The sequence below is a fragment of the Marinobacter alexandrii genome, assembly GCA_039984955.1.
Taxonomy (GTDB): domain Bacteria; phylum Bacteroidota; class Bacteroidia; order Cytophagales; family Cyclobacteriaceae; genus Ekhidna.
In genome coordinates, this window is record JBDWTN010000007.1 from 2,675,720 (window position 1) to 2,692,225 (window position 16,506).

The 16,506-nt window shown below is 38.8% G+C and carries 21 protein-coding genes and 1 tRNA gene; 12 read left to right on the forward strand and 10 right to left on the reverse strand.

What is annotated here, in order from left to right:
- The first annotated feature begins 74 nt into the window (after positions 1-74).
- From ABJQ32_18270 to ABJQ32_18290, 5 genes are all read left to right on the forward strand, one after another.
- On the forward strand, positions 75-650 hold the full coding sequence (locus ABJQ32_18270; GenBank protein MEP5291608.1) for an adenylate kinase: 576 nt from the start codon (positions 75-77) through the stop codon (positions 648-650).
- A gap of 6 nt (positions 651-656) precedes the next feature.
- Complete coding sequence (gene obgE, locus ABJQ32_18275) at positions 657-1,640, forward strand: GTPase ObgE (GenBank protein ID MEP5291609.1); 984 nt, start codon at positions 657-659, stop codon at positions 1,638-1,640.
- 74 nt (positions 1,641-1,714) lie between these two features.
- Entirely contained in the window at positions 1,715-2,275 is a 561-nt protein-coding gene (locus ABJQ32_18280; GenBank protein ID MEP5291610.1) for a nucleotide exchange factor GrpE, read from the forward strand.
- Between the two features lies 1 nt (position 2,276).
- Positions 2,277-3,401 carry a molecular chaperone DnaJ gene (dnaJ, locus tag ABJQ32_18285; GenBank protein MEP5291611.1) on the forward strand — a complete coding sequence of 375 codons (1,125 nt, stop codon included), beginning with the start codon at positions 2,277-2,279 and terminating at the stop codon, positions 3,399-3,401.
- 69 nt (positions 3,402-3,470) lie between these two features.
- Entirely contained in the window at positions 3,471-4,334 is an 864-nt protein-coding gene (locus ABJQ32_18290) for a hypothetical protein (protein MEP5291612.1), read from the forward strand.
- Positions 4,335-4,363: 29 nt separating this feature from the next.
- Here the strand turns inward: ABJQ32_18290 and ABJQ32_18295 are convergent, their stop codons facing one another.
- From ABJQ32_18295 to ABJQ32_18320, 6 genes are all read right to left on the reverse strand, one after another.
- The gene (locus ABJQ32_18295) at positions 4,364-5,017 is read right to left on the reverse strand and encodes a lysoplasmalogenase (protein ID MEP5291613.1); all 654 of its coding nucleotides are present in this window, start codon (positions 5,015-5,017) and stop codon (positions 4,364-4,366) included.
- Between the two features lies 1 nt (position 5,018).
- Positions 5,019-6,161 (reverse strand): MFS transporter, encoded by a 1,143-nt coding sequence (locus tag ABJQ32_18300; protein ID MEP5291614.1) that lies wholly within the window; start codon positions 6,159-6,161, stop codon positions 5,019-5,021.
- Positions 6,162-6,181: 20 nt separating this feature from the next.
- A protein-coding gene (gene prfB, locus ABJQ32_18305; GenBank protein ID MEP5291615.1) for a peptide chain release factor 2 occupies positions 6,182-7,262 on the reverse strand; the annotation gives its coding sequence in 2 pieces (ribosomal slippage) (positions 6,182-7,201 and positions 7,203-7,262; 1,080 coding nt in all).
- Between the two features lie 94 nt (positions 7,263-7,356).
- Positions 7,357-8,424, reverse strand: a complete 1,068-nt coding sequence (locus tag ABJQ32_18310; protein MEP5291616.1) for a branched-chain amino acid aminotransferase — start codon at positions 8,422-8,424, stop codon at positions 7,357-7,359.
- A gap of 36 nt (positions 8,425-8,460) precedes the next feature.
- Positions 8,461-9,018 carry a cob(I)yrinic acid a,c-diamide adenosyltransferase gene (locus ABJQ32_18315; GenBank protein MEP5291617.1) on the reverse strand — a complete coding sequence of 186 codons (558 nt, stop codon included), beginning with the start codon at positions 9,016-9,018 and terminating at the stop codon, positions 8,461-8,463.
- Positions 9,015-9,728, reverse strand: a complete 714-nt coding sequence (locus ABJQ32_18320) for an ABC transporter ATP-binding protein (protein MEP5291618.1) — start codon at positions 9,726-9,728, stop codon at positions 9,015-9,017. Before ABJQ32_18320 ends, ABJQ32_18315 begins: the two co-directional genes overlap by 4 nt.
- 101 nt (positions 9,729-9,829) lie before the next feature.
- Here ABJQ32_18320 and ABJQ32_18325 point away from each other — a divergent pair, with 101 nt between their 5' ends.
- Complete coding sequence (locus ABJQ32_18325; GenBank protein ID MEP5291619.1) at positions 9,830-10,246, forward strand: hypothetical protein; 417 nt, start codon at positions 9,830-9,832, stop codon at positions 10,244-10,246.
- On the forward strand, positions 10,246-10,578 hold the full coding sequence (locus tag ABJQ32_18330) for an MGMT family protein (protein ID MEP5291620.1): 333 nt from the start codon (positions 10,246-10,248) through the stop codon (positions 10,576-10,578). The genes ABJQ32_18325 and ABJQ32_18330 overlap by 1 nt, the downstream gene beginning before the upstream one ends.
- Before the next feature lie 107 nt (positions 10,579-10,685).
- On the opposite strand, the gene ABJQ32_18335 is transcribed toward ABJQ32_18330, so the two are convergent.
- Both ABJQ32_18335 and ABJQ32_18340 read right to left on the reverse strand, forming a co-directional pair.
- Complete coding sequence (locus ABJQ32_18335) at positions 10,686-11,072, reverse strand: group III truncated hemoglobin (protein MEP5291621.1); 387 nt, start codon at positions 11,070-11,072, stop codon at positions 10,686-10,688.
- A gap of 11 nt (positions 11,073-11,083) precedes the next feature.
- Complete coding sequence (locus ABJQ32_18340; protein MEP5291622.1) at positions 11,084-12,535, reverse strand: sodium:solute symporter; 1,452 nt, start codon at positions 12,533-12,535, stop codon at positions 11,084-11,086.
- A gap of 86 nt (positions 12,536-12,621) precedes the next feature.
- On the opposite strand from ABJQ32_18340, the gene ABJQ32_18345 reads away from it, so the two are divergent.
- Together ABJQ32_18345 and recR are read left to right on the forward strand one after the other, a co-directional pair.
- Positions 12,622-12,903: an ATP-dependent Clp protease adaptor ClpS gene (locus tag ABJQ32_18345; GenBank protein ID MEP5291623.1), complete on the forward strand. Its 282-nt coding sequence runs from the start codon at positions 12,622-12,624 to the stop codon at positions 12,901-12,903.
- Entirely contained in the window at positions 12,903-13,511 is a 609-nt protein-coding gene (gene recR, locus ABJQ32_18350) for a recombination mediator RecR (protein MEP5291624.1), read from the forward strand. Before ABJQ32_18345 ends, recR begins: the two co-directional genes overlap by 1 nt.
- Here recR and ABJQ32_18355 read toward each other — a convergent pair whose 3' ends face one another.
- Positions 13,512-13,697, reverse strand: a complete 186-nt coding sequence (locus ABJQ32_18355; GenBank protein ID MEP5291625.1) for a hypothetical protein — start codon at positions 13,695-13,697, stop codon at positions 13,512-13,514.
- 52 nt (positions 13,698-13,749) lie between these two features.
- On the opposite strand from ABJQ32_18355, the gene murF reads away from it, so the two are divergent.
- The 3 genes from murF to ABJQ32_18370 all read left to right on the forward strand — a co-directional run bounded on the left by murF (position 13,750) and on the right by ABJQ32_18370 (position 15,844).
- On the forward strand, positions 13,750-15,015 hold the full coding sequence (gene murF / locus ABJQ32_18360) for a UDP-N-acetylmuramoyl-tripeptide--D-alanyl-D-alanine ligase (GenBank protein ID MEP5291626.1): 1,266 nt from the start codon (positions 13,750-13,752) through the stop codon (positions 15,013-15,015).
- The gene (locus ABJQ32_18365) at positions 15,012-15,671 is read left to right on the forward strand and encodes a DUF2461 domain-containing protein (GenBank protein MEP5291627.1); all 660 of its coding nucleotides are present in this window, start codon (positions 15,012-15,014) and stop codon (positions 15,669-15,671) included. Before murF ends, ABJQ32_18365 begins: the two co-directional genes overlap by 4 nt.
- A 98-nt stretch (positions 15,672-15,769) precedes the next feature.
- Positions 15,770-15,844 (forward strand) — tRNA-Val (locus tag ABJQ32_18370).
- A 210-nt stretch (positions 15,845-16,054) separates the two neighbouring features.
- Here ABJQ32_18370 and ABJQ32_18375 read toward each other — a convergent pair.
- Entirely contained in the window at positions 16,055-16,408 is a 354-nt protein-coding gene (locus ABJQ32_18375; protein MEP5291628.1) for a hypothetical protein, read from the reverse strand.
- Positions 16,409-16,506: the final 98 nt, after the last annotated feature.

The window sequence follows — 16,506 nt, forward strand, 5'->3', positions numbered from 1 at the left end:
TGATACTAGTTTAAAATCAGACCGACAGATACACTTTTACCTTTTATCTTTACCGCTTTTTACAAATTGAAGGTATGCTAAATATTATTTTGTTTGGACCTCCAGGAGCGGGGAAAGGAACTCAAAGTGAGCGATTAATAGAGAAATACGGATTGTGTCATATATCTACAGGTGATCTATTCAGATTGCATACAAAGAATGATACTGAACTTGGCAAGAGGGTTAAAGAAATAATGAATAATGGTCAGCTGGTTTCTGACGACATTACCATTGCCATGTTGAAGGAAGAAGTAGAAAAAAATCCAGATGCGAGTGGTTTTTTGTTTGATGGATTTCCAAGAACAGTAGACCAAGCGAAGGCCCTTGATAACCTTATGGAATCAATGAGTTCTAAGATTCATTCTATCATTGAATTGAAGGTGACTGAACACGAAGTGAGACAGAGAATTGCTAAGCGAAAGGAATTAGAGAATCGCGTAGACGATGCATCAGATAAGTTGGATAGAAGAATTAATGAATACTTTACAAAAACAGTTCATGTGCTCCCATTTTATGAAGAACAAGGTAGACTCTCAACAGTAAATGGCATTGGAGACATAGAGGATATTTCAAAAGAGATTGATAAAACAGTATCTGCCCTGGAGGTCTAAAGACCCATGGATTCTAACTTTATAGATTACGTCAAATTCTACGCCCGATCAGGCGATGGAGGAGCAGGATCTGTCCATCTCAGACGAGAGAAACATGTGCCTAAGGGAGGTCCTGATGGAGGTGACGGAGGAAAAGGAGGTAATATTGTTCTAAGGGGCAATAGTCAAATGTGGACACTACTCCACTTGAAATATAAAAAGCATATCACAGCCGAAAATGGAGGTCATGGCGAAGGCAATAGACGTTTCGGGAAAGACGGAGAAGACATTATTCTCGATGTACCCATTGGGACGATAGCTCGCAATGCGGAGACCAATGAAAAAATGCTGGAAATTCTTGAGGAGGGAGAAGAAAAGATTCTTCTTTCTGGAGGAATTGGTGGCAGAGGAAATGTTCACTTTAAGACATCAACGAATCAAACACCACGCTATGCTCAGCCGGGAATTGAAGGTGTAGAAGATTGGATTATTCTGGAGTTGAAAATTTTAGCAGATGTTGGCTTGGTCGGCTTCCCTAATGCTGGAAAATCGACATTACTTTCAGTAGTATCTGAAGCCAAGCCGGAGATTGCGGATTATCCTTTCACTACTCTTGTTCCAAACTTAGGAGTAGTTCCATACAGAGATTATAAGTCTTTCGTAATGGCGGATATTCCAGGAATTATTGAAGGAGCTGCAGAAGGTAAAGGGTTAGGAAATCGGTTCTTGAGACATATAGAGCGAAACTCAATACTTCTCTTTTTGATACCTGCTGATGCGGAGGATATTCGAAAAGAATTCAATATACTGACAGGTGAGTTAGAGAAACACAATCCAGAACTCATGGATAAAGATCGATTGTTGGCTATATCAAAGTCGGACCTCTTAGATGAAGAGCTCATGACGGAGATGAAAGAAGAGCTTCCTGAAATCGAGACGCTATTTATCTCTAGCGTAACTGGATTTGGGATTCAGGAGTTGAAAGATAAAATCTGGCAAAAAATAATCTAACTGACATATTGACACATCCTGGATCATTGGCAAAGAAATTGTCAATCACAGATCATCTTTAAGCATGTTGGAGAATGAAGGAAACTAAAGAAAAAGTGAACAAAGAGCAGGAAGCACCTGAAGAACAAGAACCTCAAGTGAAAGAGGTTAAAAAAGAAGATGTTGATGCAAAAGAAGAATCTTCTGAACCTACTTTAGAAGAACAGGTAGGTGAAGCGAAAGACAAGTACTTACGTTTGTACTCTGAATTCGAAAATTTCAGAAGAAGAACATCTAAGGAAAAAATTGACTTGATCAGTACGGCTAATAAGGATTTAATGTCTGATTTAATTCCTGTTCTGGATGATTTTACACGAGCAATGACAGCATCGGAAGAAAGCGATGACATCAAAGCGCTTCGAGAAGGTATGATTCTTATTCAAAATAAGTTGAATAAGTCTCTTGAGAACAGAGGGCTTAAGAATATGGAAGTCAAGAAAGGAGATGCATTCGATGATGAAAAACACGAAGCAATAACACAAATTCCAGCAGAGAAAGGTCTAGAAGGAAAAATTGTTGATGTAGTAGAACCAGGTTATATACTTGGGGAAACTGTGGTGCGATTTGCTAAAGTTGTGGTTGGAGCAAAGCAATAATATGGCGAAAAGAGATTTTTACGAGATACTTGGGGTTGATAAGTCCTCTTCCAAAGAGGAACTAAAAAAAGCTTATCGCAAAATTGCAATCAAATACCATCCTGATAAAAATCCGGATGATAAAGAAGCTGAAGAAAAATTTAAGGAAGCTGCAGAAGCATATGAAATCCTTAGCAATGATGAAAAGCGTCAACAATATGATCGTTTTGGACATCAAGGGGTAGGCGGTGCTAGTGGAGGAGGCTTCAGTGGTGGAAGCATGAACATGGAGGATATCTTTTCTCAGTTTGGAGATATTTTCGGAGGTGGAGGAGGTAGTCCATTTGAAAGCTTCTTTGGTGGTGGAGGCGGTGGAGGTCGCCGAACTCGTAAGGGCACTAACCTTCGAATAAAATTGAAACTTACTCTTGAGGAGGTAGCTAATGGTGTTGAGAAAAAAATAAAGGTCAACAGACTAATAGTTGACCCTGACACAAAATTTCAGACTTGTTCCAGTTGTAACGGAGCAGGTCAGGTCCGAAAGGTGATGAATACCATGCTTGGACAGATGATGAGTACATCTACATGTCCATCATGTGGTGGAAGTGGTCAGACGGTTGAAAGTAGAGCATCAGGAGTCGATAGCTCCGGGTTGAAACGTCAAGAAGAAGTTATCCCTATTAAAATACCAGCAGGGGTTACCGATGGTATGCAACTTTCCATGTCTGGTAAAGGAAATGAAGTAGCGGGAGGAATTCCAGGAGACTTATTAATTCTAGTTGAAGAAGTCGAAGATGATACGCTGAAGCGAGATGGAAATAACGTGATCTTTGATTTATACATAAACTTCATAGATGCTGCATTAGGAACATCCATGGAGGTTCCGACAATTGATGGTAAAGTAAAAATCAAGATAGATGCGGGCACACAAAGTGGCAAAATCTTGAGGCTTAGAGGCAAGGGAATTAAGTCAATTGAAGGGTACGGTCAAGGAGATCAGCTTGTTCATGTAAACGTTTGGACACCAAGAAAACTGAGCAGTGATGAGAAAGATGCATTGGAGGCCTTACGTAGTTCTCCAAACTTTCAACCAGATCCTGGAAAGTCTGATAAGAGTTTCTTTGAGCGAATGAAGGAATTTTTCTAATTCCTTTGAGACAAACGTAACCTACTTATAACCATTGCGTATTAACAATCCATGTTGCGGTTGGTATTTATGGCAGGTACATCCTTGCTAATGAGTCTGAGTGCGTTAGCACAACTTTCAAAATTTTATACAATAAAGGAATCTTCGGAGTTCGATACCGTTGACTTTTATCTTAAAGCTACGGCTACTAACTGTCTGTTGAAACAAGCAGATAGTGACAACAACCCCTTGACGATATACGGTAATCCTGATTTGGATAAGATTAATCCAACTTTTGCGAGTAAAGTGAAAAATAATACCTGCTATGCTAAGTTGGCGCTAGATGAGTATAATTCTTCAGGTTTTGGTGACAGCTTTACGATGGCAGTTTCGAGAAGCGATAAAGACAATGATTTTTGGAAGGTTAATTTGAACGGAACGAATACGTATCGGCTCAATTTAATTTATGGTTTTGGGAATGCAGATGTAAATCTTTCTGGTACCTCCGTTAAGCAGATGAAAATTAAATCAGGAAGTGCAGATATTGTCGTTGGCTATGATGATGGAAATATGAATCCAATTCAAATGGATACATTCTATGTGAAGGCCGATTTCGGATCTATTATTGCCAAAAGAATGGATCTGTCGCGTGCTGAAAACGTAATTACCAAGATCGGTTTTGGAAATGTACTATTAGATTTCGCTAATGAGATGAAAGAAAGATGTAGTGTAAATGCATCTGTGGGAGCAGGAAACCTCGAAGTAATCTTACCAAAGGATGGAACTCCTGTAATCATTCATTTAAGAGACTCACCTCTATGTGCCGTTAAAATTGCCGATGGATTTGAAGAGGTTGAAAAGAATGTGTTTGTTAACATGAGCTATTCAGCAAATGCAGAAAACCTCTTATCATTTGATGTAGATGTAGCACTTGGTATGGTGCGATTCAAGTAGCCAACTAAAAATCTTTACTCTTCTCAAGCCTATTCTGCGTGCTTTAAAACCCCAAGTACTAATAGCAATTGTGCTCCGCAATATGTTAGCATGATAAATACTCCAGCATAAGGTATTGTTGACTGGAAGGAATTGAATGCTAGCAATGAATCTGAAAGTAGAAAGAGAATGCTTCCAATAAGTGTGTAGGTATAGCTTCCGTTAGAAGTGTTGCCATCCCTTAGTCTAGCGTAGATAGCCATTATCACGATAACTGATCCATAAACAATAATTGGTATTGAAAAGTGGCCAGCCGGAAGCAGAACATAAAATAGCAAGCCAGCATAAACCAAAAAAGGCAATGCTTTTTTGAAATTGAATAACGGATTTTGATAGGTAGATTTCCTTAGGGTAATAATGTAAAAGACCTGAGCGACTAAAAACAATCCAATACCGGCCATGAAATAGATTTCATTGGACTGATACATCAACACAACATCTCCAAACCAGGAAAACAAAAGAGCCACGCTAAGTAATAAAGTTTTTAAGGTAGTTTTCCCAATACTAGATCTATACACATAGAATATGAGCAAAGGCATCAAGAGAGGCTTAGTGTATTGGTTAAGTTCTTCAGAAGGAATCACTTTAGCAACTAGGTTAGCGATGGATACCGCTACATATATCCATAAAATGTATTTAGTCATTTTATTTGCCCTTAAACAATAGGTAAATAAAAGCTAAAAATGCTAAGCTTCCGCATCCCGTAAATACAATAGGGAAATTATCTGGGTTACCATTATAAATTTGACCGGCAAGCATAGCGCCCATTCCTATACCTATTTCCAATGCCATAAAAAGTGTGGAAAATCCACGACCTCTGAATTGATCAGGAGCAAGATCAGCTGCCCATGCAAATAGAGCTGGCGAGGAAAGCCCATATCCTGCTCCAAAGATCAGTGCTCCAGTGAAAAGTTGAAAAGCTGATGAAGAGAAGCCGATATATACTGATCCTGTAGAAACGATTAACATAGCTGCAATCAATACCTTTCTTCTACCAAATTCATCAGAAAGGCGACCGCCCACCACGCGAGAGACCAGAGATGTCATTGTAAAGTAGGAAAAAAATAGTCCTTTATTAGCAATGCCAAGAGAAACGCTCAAATCTGGTGCGAGCGTTAATGCAGCACCAAATGAAAATGTCACCAGCATCATCACCACCGAAGGAACAATAACCGTAGGTTCATAAATGTCTACAGCCTTTATTTTCAATAGCTGACCAGAAAATTTCTGTTTATTTTCTACTGTTTCCTTCATGCCAGCTATTACAATGACCGAGAGTAGAGCCACAGCTGCACTACTGTAGAATAGTACATTTATATCATTGTGTATAGCAATGACACCACCAACGTAATTGCCAATTCCCATTCCAGTCATCCCGAAAAAGCTTAGGATTCCCATTCCTTCACCACGCCTGTGAGCAGGAACGATATCAGCTACATAAGCTGCAGTACCAGTTGGCTTAAATCCAGTGGAAAACCCATGGAGGAAACGAATGAATAGAAAAGCATAGATGTTTAAAAAGAAAGGATAGAACAGGGAGACTATAGCAGTCACAGCAGCACCAAAAACCATGACTGGAATTCGACCCCAGGTATCTGTGAGCTTACCACTAAATGGTCTTGAGATAAGAGCTGTGATTGTAAAAAAAGTAATGTGAAGGCCTATGTAATCTTCTCCACCCAAGGTTCGCATGAAGTCTGGTAGTTCTGGCAAAACCATATTGAACGAACCAAAAAACAGGAAAGAACTTAAGGAGAGTAACCAAAAGTTCAGTGAGTATTTTTTCATGCAGTTAGGTTAGCGTTTAGCTACTCCTCATGGAGGAGAAAAGCTTTGATATAATCGTTCAAATCTCCATCAAGTACATTTTGCACATCTGTTCGTTCAAAGCCTGTTCTAGCGTCTTTGATGAGTTTGTATGGATGCAACACATAATTCCGTATTTGAGATCCAAAGTCAATGGCTTTTTTTCCAGCTTCAATGTTAGCTCTCTCTTTATTTCGTTTTTCAATCTCCATTTGGTAGAGCTGAGATTTTAGCATTTGCATCGCACGCTCTCTATTGGCCAATTGAGATCTTTCTACCTGACATACCACCACTATGCCTGTGGGCTTGTGAGTAAGCTGCACTTTAGTCTCAACTTTGTTGACATTCTGCCCACCTGCACCACCAGATCGTGAGGTATGTAATTCTACATCAGCTGGATTTATTTCTACGTCTATGGTATCATCAGCAACAGGATAAACATATACAGATGCAAATGAGGTGTGTCTTCGTCCACCACTATCAAAAGGAGAAATTCTTACCAATCTGTGAACTCCATTTTCAGATTTAAGATAGCCATATGCTAAAGGTCCATCAAACTCTAGAGTCACGGACTTAACTCCAGCCACGTCACCAGCTTGATAATCTACCTCACGAACTTTATATCCATTTGCCTCACCCCACATGATATACATCCTCATAAGTATACCTGCCCAGTCGTTACTTTCTGTACCTCCGGCACCAGGAGTGATTTGAAGCATAGCAGAAAGTTGATCTTCTTCTTCGCCCAGCATCTTTTTGAGTTCAAGCTCTTCAAGTTGCTTTAAAGCATTGTCATAAGCTTCTTGAACTTCAGCATCATCAGCTTCTCCTTCTTGATTAAACTCATGGAGAGTTTCTACATCACCGAGGGATGTCTCAATTTCTTCGAAACTATCCGTCCAGCCCTTAAGCCCACGGATTTTTTTCATGGTTTTCTCAGCGTCTTCCGGGTTATTCCAGAAATCCGGCTGAGCAGTGACAAGTTCTAATTCCTCCAGGTTTTTCTTTCGACCATCATAGTCAAAGATACCCCCTCAAGGCATTAACACGAGCCTTTAAATTTTTCAATTCTTCGTTTGTCATGGAATGTTAAAATTGAAGTGGCGAAGATAATAATACATTGATCTCTTCCAAGATTTCTCTTAAAATCAATGCTACTTAATAGTGAACAAAATTTTTAACCGACCTTATGCATCCATCCAAATCTATCCTCTTCCTGACCTAACTTAATTTTAGTCAATGAGTCTAGTATTTTGTTTGAAACAGCTCGTGTTTCAATGGCAGGAAGCTCATAATCAGTACCCTCATAGCCGACCACAGCAATGTGAGAAACAGTGGCAGCTGTACCAATTCCAAATGCTTCAGTCAATGAGCCGTTTTCAATAGCTTCAATTACCTCATCTACTTTGATGGGTCTTTCTTCAACATTAAGGCCCCAATCTTTGGCTAATGTCAATGCACTTTCTCTGGTAATTCCAGGTAAGATTGAATCGCTAGTAGGTGGAGTTATTAGTGTGTCATTAATCACAAACATGATGTTCATTGTACCTGATTCTTCTATGAATTCATGGGTGCTTCCATCGGTCCATACCAGCTGATGATAACCTTGTGCTTGTGCTTGCTTTGCTGGATAAAGGGATGCAGCATAGTTACCTGCGGTCTTTGCCGCGCCAACACCGCCTTTGGCTGCTCTGGTGAAATGTTTTTCAATCTTTACTCGTACAGGTTCAGAATAGTATCCTCCAACCGGTCCGGTAATAACCATAAACTTATAAGTTTCGGATGGTCTAACACCAATAAATGGATCATCTGCAAATTGAAAAGGTCTAATGTATAAGGAAGTTCCAGGTGCATTTGGAACCCAATCTTTATCCAGATTTATGAGACTTTCAATGGCCTCCATAAAAAGCTCTTCTGGAACAGGTGGCATGCACATCCTTTCTGCACTTCGAATTAATCTTTGAGCGTTGGCTTCAGGACGGAATATGAGGATTTCTCCGTTTTCGTTTTTGTGTGCTTTTAGACCCTCAAAAATACTTTGAGCATAATGGAGTGTCGCATTAGCGGGGCTCACTGAAAGATTTTGATAAGGGGTAATTCTTAGATTAGTCCATTCGCCGTTTTTATAATCAGCGACAAACATGTGATCAGAAAAAGTCTTTCCAAAAGCGAGGTTATCGAAATCGATTTCAGGAAGCTTCGATGTTTGCGTTTCTGTGATTTGAATGTCCAACGTCTCAGTCATTTTCTACAATCTATGGGTTGAAAAAAAGGATTTTAATCAGGGCTTTGGTGCCCAAGGAATCTCCTTCACACCCAGAATGTGCCCGATTGCGCGCGCAAAGATGAACAAATAATCAGACAATCTATTTATGAATTGTAATATTGACTCATCTACAAGCTCGTGATCATTTAACGAAATGATGCTTCTTTCGGTTCGCCTGCAAACGGTTCTACAGATGTGAGATAAAGAAACAGCCGGATGGCCTCCTGGTAATATGAAGTTCCTTAGTGGCGGTACTTCTTTATCAAACTTATCAATCCAAACCTCGAGTTGTTGAACCTCAGTTTGCGAAACTTTTGGCAATTCAAATCCTTTGAAATCTGATTCTGTGGCTAGAATACTTCCTATGGAGAACAGATGCTCTTGTATCCAGTAAAGTTGCTGTTTAAGTCTATTCTCTACACCTTCATGATCTTTTAGGTGGCCGATAAAAGAATTTAGCTCATCCACATTTCCATAAGCTTCTATCCTAAAATCTGCCTTGGAAACTTTCTTGCCTCCTAAGAGAGATGTTTTCCCTTTATCGCCAGTTTTTGTGTAGAGCTTAGCACTCATGCGTGCACTTTCGAAGTTCGAATATTTTTATTTACCTCATCAGTTTCAATGAGACCATCTCTCATTCTTACGATTCTGTGCGAATATTCAGCAATATCTTCTTCATGAGTCACCATGATGATAGTGTTACCCTTGTCATGAAGCTCTTGAAAAAGATCCATAATGTCGTAAGATGTTTTCGAGTCGAGGTTACCAGTAGGCTCATCAGCTAGAATAATACTCGGATCATTTACTAAAGCACGAGCAATAGCAACTCTTTGCCGTTGACCTCCTGAGAGCTCGTTGGGTTTGTGATATGCTCGATCATCTAAACCTACACCGGCTAAAGCAGCTAAAGCCTTCTCTTCTCTATCTGCTGAGTTATACCCTGCATAAACCAATGGTAGTGATACGTTTTCTAATGCGGAAGCTCTTGGTAGTAGATTAAATGTCTGGAATACAAATCCAATTTCCTTATTTCTAATTTCAGCAAGCTCATTCTCAGTCAAATCACTTACATCATTATCATTCAATACGTAGGTGCCATCCGTAGGTGTATCTAGGCACCCAATTATATTCATAAGGGTAGATTTACCAGAACCTGAAGGCCCCATAAAGGCTACATATTCACCTCGATCAATATTGATTGAGATAGATTTTAGGGCCATGATAATTTCACTGCCCATGACATATTTCTTTGAAACTTCTGAAGTGGTGATGATGCTGCTCATACTTATTTTATGTTCTGCTAAGGTAAAAAAATTATGCGCTTGCCTTTGCAAGACACTAACACGTTTTTTAGATAGTTTTGGTTCTAATAATGTTACACACTATGATGACAATTTTTCTAGCCCTTTTGTTTCACCCTCAATCTTCAGGATGGGAATTACTATCCTCAGTGGAGATTGTGATGGGTTATGATGACTTTATGGGAACCGAAATTGAACAACCTAAATTTTCTGAGCAACTAAAATTACGGGAAGGGAAGGAGTTGACCCTTGAGGGGTTTATAATACCACTTCAGCAGGAGAGCGATCAGGACTATTTTGTACTTTCTCGCTTTCCATACCAATCATGCTTCTTTTGTGGAGCGGCTGGCCCAGAGACAGTTGTTGAAGTGTATTCAGATAGAGAATTTAGGTTCACTGATGAGCGTGTTAAAGTCACTGGTACGCTCAGATTAAACGATGATAACCCCTTACATCTATTCTACATCCTTGAAAAATGTGAGGTTAAAAAACTTGACTAATGGATAAGGATAGTTTTTTTAAAGATGTATACGAAGTTGCTAAACTTATACCTGAAGGAAGAGTGACAAGTTATGGGGCAATTGCTGCATACCTAGGTGTAAAGAGATCGGCTAGAGTAGTGGGCTGGGCGATGAATGGAGCTATAACAGAACATGATGTTCCTGCTCATCGAGTTGTTAATAGAATTGGCGTTCTATCCGGTAAGAATCACTTTCAGAGCCCAACATTGATGGAAGAAATGCTAGCAGCAGAAGGTGTAAAGGTTAAAAATGATCAAATAGTGAACTTTGAAAAGCATTTTTGGGATCCAATGATTGAATTAGGATTGTAGCAACAATGTTGTTTGGTTAAGTGCCTAATCATCTCTCCCTCGAGGAGGGAGGTAGAGGGAGGACACAAGAAAAATACTTAACTAAACGAAATTGATTGTAGCAATTGTTAATTGCGTGCCTGATAGAGTCTAATAAACATAATATTTGCGATGTTGCTGGCTCGCTGCTTAGCCATCTCTGCCTTTTCCCCCTCAAACATTGATTCTATCGTTTGATGCCATAAGTTGACCCACTCATCAAAATGGTTTTGAGTTAAAGAGTACTCAATATTTTTATCTACATCCATGTGAATGGCCATTGGGTTGCCTTTGTATGAATTTGAAGAAAAAAGGGTGGACTCCCAGAAATTTGTAATGACCTGTATATGTGGATCCCAGTCAGTAATGAACTTCAGGAAAATAGGTGCGAGCATTTCATTCTCTTGAACTTTTTGATAAAAAGAGCGGACGAGAATTAAAACATCGTCTCTATTTTTTAGGTCACCTGATTTCATATGTTGTAAACTTATCTCAAACTAACACTTGATTTCCTGATAAAAATCAGCCCTAAAAACATGATCAACCCATTCAGGATCAAAATTTCAAAGCCAAACTTATAACCACCTAAAAGGGTCTCGGAATTAAGGTTGATGATGCAGCTCAAAAGAGGAGAAAGAATAGATACCAAAGGGACCAGATTGTCCCTCACGTCCCACTTAGTAAAAATACCAAAGGTGAATAGTCCTAGTAATGGGCCATATGTATAACCAGCAGCAATAAAAACAGAGTTGATGATGCTTTGGTCATTGATAGCTTGGAATAGTAGGATTACAAAAAACAGAATGATAGAAAACCCAAAGTGAACACCAATACGCAGTTTTTTTCTCCTCTCATAGTTTTCTTTTTTGAAACCAAGAAAGTCTATACAAAAGGATGTAGTAAGTGCCGTTAGGGCAGAATCTGCACTGGAATATGCTGCTGCCGTGATGCCTAATAAGAATGTAATGGAGCCAATAGTAGAAAAGTTATTGACAGCAAGCATTGGAAAAAGACTATCTGACTTTTCTGGTATTGCAATGTTTCCAATTTCTGCATACTGGTAGAGCAGTACACCAAGGCTTAAGAACAGGAAATTAACAATGACAAGTATTACGCAAAACCAAAAGATATTTTTTTGAGCATCCCCAATATTCTTACAGGTGAGATTTTTTTGCATCATATCCTGATCTAGCCCCGTCATAACGATGGCGATGAATGCACCACTGAAAAATTGCTTGAAAAAATTGCGGCCACTCTTCCAATCCCAATTAAAAACAGTAGATCTTTCATCTTGAAAAAGATTTGAAGTAAGCTCTGTCCAGGTCCACGAGAGTTCATTTTTGATAAACAGGATACTAACAACTACCGCAATCAACATGAAGGTTGTCTGGAGCGCATCTGTCCAAACAATTGTTTTTATCCCACCTCTAAAGGTGTAAAGCCAAATCAGCAGAATGGTCACTAATACAGATATCCAGAATGGAAGATCAAACGCATCAAAAAAGGCTATTTGTAATACGCCCGCTACAAGAAATAGACGAAAACTTGCACCAATTATTCGGCTGATCAAAAAGAAGAAGGCCCCCGACTTATAAGACCAGAATCCAAAGCGTTGTTCCAAGTAGGTGTAAATCGATACCAGATTCAGTCTGTAATAAAGAGGAAGTAAAACTTTAGCAATCACAAAATAACCGACCAAGTAACCCAACACAACCTGAAAGTAGTAGAAGTTGGAATTTGCAACTTCTCCCGGGACAGAAATAAATGTCACTCCTGAAAGTGATGCTCCGATCATTCCAAATGCCACTAAATACCATTTTGATTCTCTATTAGCGGTATAAAAATCTGTAGCTTTTGCATTTTTGGAGGTTAGCCATGAAATAGATATAAGCAAAATGAAATATCCGAGAATGATCGCTCCAACGAAAAGTGGATTCATGGTGTTTAATAATTAAATGATATTGCAAATTACAAATCAAGTTGGGTTGTTGAGCAATTATTAATTTTGCAATTAAATCGATAGTGATGAGTACTGATTTTGATATAGAAGAAGAAATCCAGGTTGGAGAAGACATTGGAAATGAAAATGTGCGAGATCTCATGGTATTCAATGATGATTTCAACACATTTGATCATGTGATTAATACACTAGTGAAAGTTTGTAAACATGATGTTCATCAAGCAGAGCAATGTACATTTCTAATTCACTACAAAGGCAAGTGTTCTGTTAAAAAAGGCGATTATGAAGAGTTGAAGCCGATGCGTGAGGGGATAACTTCAAAAGGTATAAAAGCCTCCATTATTTGATGGATTACCCCTCTCAATTAGTTGAAAGAGCAGTTGAAGAAATCTCTCGTTTACCAGGAATAGGAAAGAAAACCGCCTTAAGATTAGCACTTCACCTTCTGAAGCAGCCACAAAACACAACACTCGAACTATCATCCTCGCTTAAGGAACTTCGCGAAAATATCAAGTACTGCAAAACCTGCCATATTATAGCAGATACTGAAGATTGCACCTGTCAAAGTGCATATAGAGATACCTCAGTCATTTGTGTAGTGGAGGATACTCCGGATGTTCTTGCAATTAGAAACACGGGTCAATATAACGGGCTATTCCACGTTCTTGGAGGTCGTATTTCTCCAATGGATGGAATTGGACCAGAAAATGTAAAAATTGATTCATTAGTGAATCGTATTAAAAGTGATGATCAAATTAAAGAAGTGATTTTAGCCCTAAGCGCTACTATGGAGGGAGACACTACATCTTTCTACATAACTAAACTTTTGAAAGAGTTTGGCATCACTGTTACCACTATAGCCAGAGGAATACCCGTAGGGAGTGAACTTGAATTTGCAGATGAAGTAACTCTAGGAAGAAGTATTGCGACTAGAACGCTATTTAATCAAGATTAATCAATCCTTACGACGAGCACCACTCCTAAGATTCTGAGAAAGCAAAACAGCTATTCCTAAAGCCATGATTAGATATATCCATCTTGGATTACCTTCCTCATAAGTTTTCATTAAATACCATACACTTAAGAATAGAGCTAAGATGACCCCAGCGAAAGCAAGTACTCTAAGCGATTTTAAATTCATTGTGTAAATATACAGATCGCATTATTCCTTCCTAAGAGATACTTTTGTTCCAATGGGTGACTTTATTGAATTTTTATACGCTAGATTCCTTCTTAGCGATGGAGTTTCTATTGATACGAGAACCATCAAAAAGGATAATCTTTTTTTTGCTATTAGTGGACCTAATTTTAATGCCAATCAATTTGCTGAAGAAGCACTTGAGAAAGGGGCAGCTTACGCAGTTGTAGATGATGAAAGCTATACAACTAGTGAAAAGATCATCCTGGTTGATGATTGTTTAACGGCACTACAACAGTTAGCTGTTTTCCACAGAGATAGGTTTAAAAGACCTGTCATTGGAATTACAGGATCCAATGGAAAAACCACTACCAAGGAATTGATTTCAAAAGTTCTATCTGAGAAATATATCGTTCATGCCACCAAAGGAAACTACAATAATCATATAGGAGTCCCGCTAACCTTACTCCACATTCATCCACAGGTGGAAATTGCCATTATTGAGATGGGAGCAAATCATGTAGGGGAAATAGCTCAGCTATGCAGTTTTTCTAAACCAACGCATGGACTTATTACAAATATTGGACGCGCACATACCGAAACTTTTGGAGGGATTGAAGGCGTTATCAGAGGAAAGAGTGAATTATTTGATTATCTAAGAAAGACTGAGAGTGTTTCTTTTATCAATATGAACGACTCAGTTTTATCAAATATGTCGAAGAGATTTGAGGCACCCATTCAATACCCACAAAAAGACTTTAAACTATTGGCCTCAACACCACTGCTTAAGGTCGCCCTTAATGGCATAGAAAAAGTGACCAATGTTGTAGGGCGATATAATTATGTGAACATGGCGGCAGCTGTTGCTATCGGAAGGTTTTTTGAGGTTCCAGATGAAAATATCCTCAACGCTCTCACTTCCTATGAAGCGGATAATGCAAGATCTCAAATCATTAGAAAAGGCAGCATCACTATTATATTAGATGCTTACAATGCTAATCCTGACTCCATGAAAGCAGCTTTAGATAACCTAGCGGAACAAAATGATTCAAAATTGGCAATTTTGGGCGATATGAACGAATTAGAGAATTCAGATAATCAACATGCAGAAGTATTAGAGCATGCAAGAAAACTTGGTATTAATCGCGTTTTAACTGTGGGTGAAAAAATTGGAAAAGTAGCTAACCCAAACCAGCACTTTGAATCGAAGGATCAGCTTGTTGCGGAGCTAAAAAAAATGGATTTATCAAATTCAATTGTCCTTTTAAAAGCGTCTCGTTCGATCAAATTAGAAAGTATTTTAAATAGTATTTCAGAATGAATTTACAATTGGCATTAGACTTTCTCACTGATCTATCTAAACATAACAATAAAGCTTGGATGGATGATAATAAAAAAAGATACCTAGAAGCTAAATCTCAGGTAATTGAATTGGTTTCTGAAGTAATTAAAAAATCAATTATTTTCTCTCCTGGTTTATCAGGAATTGATCCTAAGAAAACACTGTTTAGAATCAATAGGGATATTAGATTTAGTAAAAATAAAGACCCCTATAAAACCAATTTTGGAGCTTCTATTGTTGAAGGAGGTAAGAAATCGGGGAACCCTGGCTTTTACCTACATCTAATGTCTGGGAATAGCTTTGTTGGAGGAGGCGTTTATCAACCTTCCTCTGAAATGCTCCAAAAGGTTCGTCAGGAAATTGATTACAACGGGAAAGATCTTTTGGCGATTATAGAAAACAAAGATTTTCAGAAGATATATAGTGAGCCATATGGGGAAGACAGATTAAAGACTGCACCAAAGGGTTACCCAAAAGATCATGAACATATTGAGCTTCTTCAATTAAAGCATTACGTATTTATGAGGAATGCAACTGACAAGGAGGTTACCTCAAATGACTTTGTGAATAAGATTGTAGAGTCTTTTCAAGCTTTACATCCATTCAATCAGTTTCTCTCGCGAGCATTAGACTAAAATAATTTCCCTAGTAATCTTGCATGGAAAGCAAAGCGTACTAAATTTGCACTCCTTTTGATCACCAAAGCTTTTGCAAAGGTGATTTTTTATTGAAAGGGCGCTTAGCTCAGTTGGTTCAGAGCATCTGGTTTACACCCAGAGGGTCGGGGGTTCGAATCCCTCAGCGCCCACATCGAAACCCTGATTCAGGAATGAGTCAGGGTTTTTTGATTTAGCACAAAACTATGTTGAGGGATGAGAACCTGGTTCGAAACCGTAGCACAGCGGAGGTTCACGAGGGGTTAGAGCGGTATGGTCGTGTGTATGAGTAATCCCTCAGCGCCCACATCGAAACCCTGATTCAGGAATGAGTCAGGGTTTTTGTTTTCTATTCGAAGGTCTTAACTGATTAAGTATTCTTTAGCAGTTTCTTCATCATCAAATGGCCGCATAGATCCGCCTAGGAGTCTATTGTATCCAGAAAGTAAAACTTTCTTAGCGCCGGTAATTCCAACCACTGCGCCTTTGACAGGGATATCCTTGATCTCTTTGCCCAGTTCACGAATATAGGCTGTGAACTTTCGTGTGGCAGGAGTGTCAGAAATATTGACCAAGCGTAGGTGTTCTTCAGGTGTTGAAAGAAGAAAATTCCGTAGAGATGCTGCTGTCTCTAGCATTTCATCTTCTGATTGCCCTCGATAATCAACATAAATAATTTGTTTGCCTTTATAGCTAATTTTTTCAATTCCTGGCATTTATGACAGTTGGGTAGGTGCGAATCACGAAAATAGTGAGAAACACAAAAATCTTAATGTCTTGGGTAAGACTAGGTTATTTTTTAGTGATTGTTTTT